At 50.8% G+C, this 6,159-nt stretch carries 5 protein-coding genes; 2 read left to right on the plus strand and 3 right to left on the minus strand.

All coding sequences use genetic code 11. The features are described from left to right. Positions 1-11 precede the first annotated feature (11 nt). Both KIS30_08125 and KIS30_08130 read right to left on the minus strand, forming a co-directional pair. Complete coding sequence (locus tag KIS30_08125; GenBank protein MBX8646706.1) at positions 12-194, minus strand: hypothetical protein; 183 nt, start codon at positions 192-194, stop codon at positions 12-14. Positions 195-226: 32 nt separating this feature from the next. Then, positions 227-1,363: a thiolase family protein gene (locus KIS30_08130; GenBank protein ID MBX8646707.1), complete on the minus strand. Its 1,137-nt coding sequence runs from the start codon at positions 1,361-1,363 to the stop codon at positions 227-229. Positions 1,364-1,556: 193 nt separating this feature from the next. Here KIS30_08130 and KIS30_08135 point away from each other — a divergent pair, with 193 nt between their 5' ends. Continuing rightward, a complete protein-coding gene (locus KIS30_08135) occupies positions 1,557-2,897 on the plus strand; it encodes an MFS transporter (GenBank protein ID MBX8646708.1) in 1,341 nt (446 codons plus the stop codon). A 200-nt stretch (positions 2,898-3,097) separates the two neighbouring features. Here the strand turns inward: KIS30_08135 and KIS30_08140 are convergent, their stop codons facing one another. Continuing rightward, positions 3,098-4,486 (minus strand): amidohydrolase family protein, encoded by a 1,389-nt coding sequence (locus tag KIS30_08140; protein MBX8646709.1) that lies wholly within the window; start codon positions 4,484-4,486, stop codon positions 3,098-3,100. A gap of 836 nt (positions 4,487-5,322) precedes the next feature. On the opposite strand from KIS30_08140, the gene KIS30_08145 reads away from it, so the two are divergent. Further along, a complete protein-coding gene (locus KIS30_08145) occupies positions 5,323-5,865 on the plus strand; it encodes a hypothetical protein (GenBank protein MBX8646710.1) in 543 nt (180 codons plus the stop codon). Positions 5,866-6,159 lie beyond the last annotated feature (294 nt).

Raw genomic sequence — 6,159 nt, forward strand, 5'->3', positions numbered from 1 at the left:
CGCAGCGGGACTCACACTTTCCTGTAGATTGCTTTTGTCTTTCCCAGCCTGGCGATTATGAGTTCGTAGGAGTCTTCGAAACCGGCGGGTGTCACAGTGAGTTTAGAGGAGACGAGTGGTTCAGGCTCGCCTGCCTCTGTCTCGGTGAATTTCTCTCCAAGGCATCCGGGACACACAGCCCTACGTTCAAACATCTCATTTGCGCACGTTTCACACCTGAACACTTTCATTTGCTGACCCCCATGATTGCCGCCGTTGCCGAATTGCCGAATCCTGCCATGTTCATCGCCATGCCGTTCTCCGGATTCTTCACCTGGCGCTGCCCTGCCTCGTTCCTGAGCTGGAGAAAGACTTCCGCCGCCTGTGCGACGCCTGTTGCGCCTATCGGATGCCCCTTCGAGTTCAGACCGCCGCTCGTATTTACGGGCAGCTCCCCACCTATTTCAGTGGCTCCTTCGGCAACAGCCTTCCATCCCTCTCCCCTTCCGAAAAAGCCAAGAGATTCCGTCTGCACTATCTCGAGTATGGTGGCCATGTCGTGCAACTCTGCGAAGTCGGGGCGCTCCACGCCCGATTGCCGCTTCGCTATTTCACCAGCCCTCCTGACAGACGGTATGTCTGTGAATGTCTTCCTGTCTGTGAGATGTGCGCACTCAGAAGACATTCCTATGCCCTTCACATAGACCGGTTTTTCTGTATAGCTCTCCGCCTGATCGTCAGGCACAACGAGAAGCGAAGTTGAACCGTCGCTTATCGGGCTGATCTCAAACAGCCTCAGCGGATCTATGATGACGGCTGACTGCAGCACCTGCTCGAGCGTCAGCACCTTCTGTATGTGTGCATTCGGGTTCATTGCACCGTTTATATGATTCTTGACTGCGACCTGTGCTATCGACTCCCTGGTTGCACCGAATTCACTCATGTAGAGTTTTGTGAGAAGGCCCGCAAGCGACGGGAGTGACGGACCAGCTGCCTTCTCCCTCTCACCCAGCAGCGATGAAATGATCTTCGTTACATCCTTTGTCGGTTTCCCTGACATCTTCTCGACGCCGATGACGAGGACGGCTTTGGCCATGTTCGATTCAATGAGCGACACAGCCGACAACAGCCCAGCGCCGCCGCTGCCGCTCGTGTTGTCTATCCTGATTGAAGGCACTGCATCCAGAGAGAGAAAAGTTGTGACGAGGTTGTTCAGCCCGGACATGTCGTTGAACTCTCCAGAATAGCAGTTTGAGACGAGCACGAAGTCGATGCTGTCCCTGTATTTCCTCGAAACAGGCAGCGCAGATTCCGCAGCCAGATCCATGATGCCCTCTTTTCTCTTGCCAAACCTGCTGAAACCCGCAGACACGATGGCAGCCATGCTGTTGGGATAACGAAGCCTGATAAGAGGTTTTCCAGAGTCGTTAGAGCGCAGTGATTCCATGATTTGAAGGCGTGCGTACAGCCTGTTCAACGCAGCACAGGACGCTGCCATTTTCACCGCATTTCTCTGATGCGAAAATCGCAACGGTTAGAGATAAACTTTATAGACTGATCATTTATATCAGTCAGGCATGACGGGGGGTTATTCATCCGGAGACAGAATGGATGCGTCCGCGAAACATGTTTTTTGGGCGAGTTATTTTGGATGGCTGCTTGATGGTTATGACACCACGATCTATGCGTTTGTGCTATTTTCGTCGCTGGCATATCTTTTGCCGCATAGCGGAATTACGCACCTGAGCCCGGCTATTACCGCTCACTACGGACTCATCTTTTTTGCAATATTTCTGGTGGGATGGGGAACTGCATTCACCTTTGGTCCGCTGGCTGACAAAATAGGCAGAATGAAAACGCTTGGCATCGCAATCCTGCTGTATGCGGTTGGAACGTTTTTCTCAGGATTCTCATATAATATCACCGAATTTGGAATAGCCAGATTCATCGCTGGATTTGGCCTCGGCGCCGAATGGTTCATTGGTGGAACAGGTGTTTCGGAAGTATTCCCTGAAAAGAGCAGACATGTGTGGGCCGGGCGATTCCACAGCGCCTGGTACGCTGGCTTTATTCTGGCAGCCATTACCACGCCGCTGCTTCTCCTCTATGTATTCAAAGGAGCAAGCGGATGGAGGGCAATCTTCTACATCGGCATAATTCCGGCCGTTATACTCGCATATATCAGGCTGGCGGCTAAAGAGCCGGAAGTCTGGCAGAACAAGAAGACCAAGTTCGGTTCAAAAATGAACATGTCAACGTCATTCAAGACACTATTTTCGAAGCAGTACTGGAAGACGACGGTCCTGTTAGTTCTCGTCATGGTGCCGGTGATAACAGGACTCTACGGCGGCACCCTCTTTGCACCTACTGCGATAACAGATCTCGTTCACGCTACATTTACCCCGACTACGGTAGCCACATGGTATGTAGTTCTCGGAGGAACGATTATATCCGGAATGACACTGATATTCTGTCTTGTCATGCCGTACATGGTCCGGAGGATGGGCAGGAAAGCAACGCTTGGAATATTCATGGCATTCATGATTATCGGACTTGTTACGGCGTTCGGGATTGCATTCACATCAAATAACCTGTACCTGTTCCTGATGCTGGCGGTCTTCCTGGGCATAGGAGGGGCCGACTTCTCTGTATTCTCACTCTGGGTGCCGGAAATATATCCAACCGAGGCAAGAGCAGGCGGTTTTGCCGTGATAACCGCGCTCGGCAGATATGCGGGAGCAGGGCTGGTATTCGTGATAGCAGCGCTTATAACAGCGGTGGGACTCGGCGAGTCTCTGGCCTATGCCTCGGTCGCGTTCATCATAGGCATGGTACTGCTGGTCTTCGTCAAGGAAGACAGGTACAAGCAACTTGACAGAACCGTGGATAAGATGGCTCTGGAAGCAGATGCCGATTAGTGACGAAAATTTTTAAACCTCTTCATTTCGCGTTTTACCTCAGGGACGGCTCTCTTCCGATCGTACGCTTCTCCGGTGCGGTGGCATCAGCTACCCGGTACTGCCACATCGGAAAAGAGTAGCAGGCGTGTCTACTCATGCAGCGCGAGCGTTTTCCCCGAAGTGATGGATTGCGCCAGTTATACTGATAAATTGAAATCTCACCTGTTGGATATCAGTTCTTCTGCGGAAAAAATCCGCCCATTCCTGATCACGTGCGCGATGTCACTCGCGTTTTCGATCGTCTCCAGCGGATTGGAGTTAAGAATAACCATATCAGCCCGATAACCGACGGCTATCCGGCCGACTTCCCCTTCCAGTCCCATTGCTTTCGCTCCGTTTGTCGTAACACACCTCAGTATCTGAGCAGGACTCAAACCAGCATGCGCCATGAGAGCCATCTCGCGAAATATGGAAGGACCATGCAACGTGCCAATGTTACCTGCATCAGTAGCCAAGGCCACTGTTATACCACTATTCCATACACGCATCAGGTTCTGCTCGGCGGTTTGCCACCTGGCAAGCATTGCAGGCGGCGATGCTTCACCTTTCGACCTGAACACAGGCAAGATTCTCTCCGGAATATCTGACTCCGACAGTCTCTCCACATCCTGCATATGGGCAAGTATCTCGGGATCGCCGAATCGCTCTTCCTCACGTGTGGGTTTCCAGTTGCGGGAGAGCACCTCGGCGTAGCCTCTCGGCACGTAAAGCGTGGGTGAGTAGATTACACGCCGCTCAGCGGCGAGGCGCAAGAACTCGTCGTCCACTGGCTTGTCGCTCACTGAGTGCACCAGAATGTCCGCGCCGCTCCTCAGGGCGGCCTTGGCCGTCTCCAACTCGGTAGCGTGAACAGCCATCGGCAGTCCTGCTTCATGTGCGAGTCTGCCCACCTCCTTCACTACTTCCTCCTGCCCGGCGAGATCGTCCTGGGGCATGTGGATGAACCACACTTTCAGCCAGTTGGGCTTATGCACCAGTTGTCTTTCGGCGAGAGTCCTCACTTCGTCCACGGTCGATACCTTAATGATCGGAGGATCATCCAGTTCCAATGGCGCATCGGCTATCATCGAGAAAAGGGGACCCGTAACCAGAACTTGCGGAGCATCTTCCAGTTTATCCGCTTCGTCCCTCACTTTGAAATTCCAAAATGGACCACCCATATCCATGACGCCGGTTACGCCGCATGCAAGCCATGTGTGCAGAGTCGCGTGGAGCCTTGCACGGTTTCTGGCATTTTCATGCTCATAAGGCACGAGCTTCGTCAGATCTATCACATCTGGTCTCGTGTAAGGATTCGCGGATTGGAAGAAATGGACATGCGTGTCTATGTAGCCGGGTACCAGCCATTTGCCAGTGCCGTCAATGACGATGTCCGCTTTCGTATCAGATATTGCCTCATCGACCGCTGCAATTCGCCCGTCCTTTATGAACACGCACGAGGTCCGCAGTACAATATCCTCTCCTTCGTTTTCAGGATAAACTATGTTGATGTTCCTGACAAGGATGGTGTTCAGGCGCCCGTCACTCTCCGATCTGGATTGCGTCAACGTGCGGGTTATGGGTCAACCGTCTTAAGATGCTGTCGCCGTCGTACCTGGACATGCTCCATTTCACATAATGACACATTGTGATATATTTGAGACATCTGTAAAGTGTAAAGTCATTCCGATCGGAAAAACACAATTCGATTCCTTTGAACTTCATTAATGCTGAACGCAATGAAAGCTGCACAGGATGCTATCGCGATTATTATCCGGACACAAAAGAGCGGTGAATTCGATAAATCCTGAAAAGTGGATTTGACCAGCAATAAAATTAAAAATGAAATTATGGCCGCTGCCCTGGCGAGTGTTCAACAAAAGTCCGGTGTGAAGTTGTAGTAAAGCCAATCTCTGGAACGTGTATCCTCCCCACCGGGAAAAATGCAACCGGCCGAAATGAATGACCGAGTCCACCATCTGATTTCTCAGACCAATAGACAGATAAAGCCGCAATTCACAGGATTCTGCAACAGGATGTGCCCGATAAGTCATTTTCTGATTGATACTTCGCCTTCTGACCGGAAATCATGGCCTTTACAAGGGTTTCCTGAACCGCTAGATCCAGGACCAATCGGCAGGTGCTGTTTAAAAAACCTAATATAACAAGAATATCTCTTTTCAAACAAACGGTGGATGGATCTATATTTAATGCTCTGGAATTGAAAAAAGGCGGGCTTCACGAGGGAATAGGATGCGGCTGCGTAGAAACTTCGTGTGCAAACTGTTTGGCCCCTACAGGCTGCCGAAATTGCGTGGATTGTTGCTGTGACACTACCCACAAGGAGTGGAGACAGTCGACCATTCACAGAGGGATCAGATTACAGTACCTCAGCAATGCCTGGATGACTGTCGAGATGACTGTGGCGTTGTTTGCAGGTTTCGCAGCATTCAATTTTGCACTCCTTGCCTTCGGGAGCGACAGCATAGTTGAGCTTGTTTCAGGAATGATTGTTCTACTCCATCTCAAGAAGGATGGTTCAGGAGTAGATGACGTGGGACTGAAGACGTCTCATTTCAGCAGGCTCCTCCTTTTTCTGCTGATCCCCATCATTGGAGGAGGAGCCGTTTATTCCTACCTGACAGGTCTGAAGCCCGAAACTTCGCTGCCCGGGTTGATAGTGGCTTTCGTTGCAGTCGCAGTAATGCCTTTTTTCTGGCTTGAAAAAAAGAGAATCGGCAAAGCAACCAATTGCATGCCGCTGAAGATAGATGCTGTTGAATCGGCTGCATGCTTTGCAATGTCGGTGGTTCTCTTGGTCGGCTTGGCGCTTCAGATGCTTTTGAATATCTACTGGATTGTCTATATCGCGACTGCAATATTGCTTGCATTCATAGCCAAGGAAGCACTGGAATCTGACGACGAACATGGTGAAAGTACCGGTTAACTGCGGTCACGAAGTATTATCGACTTGCACCATCTTCTATGTCTGTCAGGCGGGAGACGTGCAATGGAGTGCATTCAAGATCAATCTTCGCAAACTTCTGTGGGATGAGCCAAAAATGGATTGTAAACTCAAACGAAAGCGGGTAAGAGCGGCCGCCAATAGCTGAATTCTCGCTGAAGGCACCATTGGCAGGCTTGAATTTAAACGGAAGCGAGACAATCTATAGCCGCATTGAAAGGAAAACTGGAGCAGTCGTACCAGAGATTTCATGGAAATTTTCATTGAGAGGACGAA

The organism is Candidatus Sysuiplasma acidicola (assembly GCA_019721035.1).
Classification (GTDB): domain Archaea; phylum Thermoplasmatota; class Thermoplasmata; order Sysuiplasmatales; family Sysuiplasmataceae; genus Sysuiplasma; species Sysuiplasma acidicola.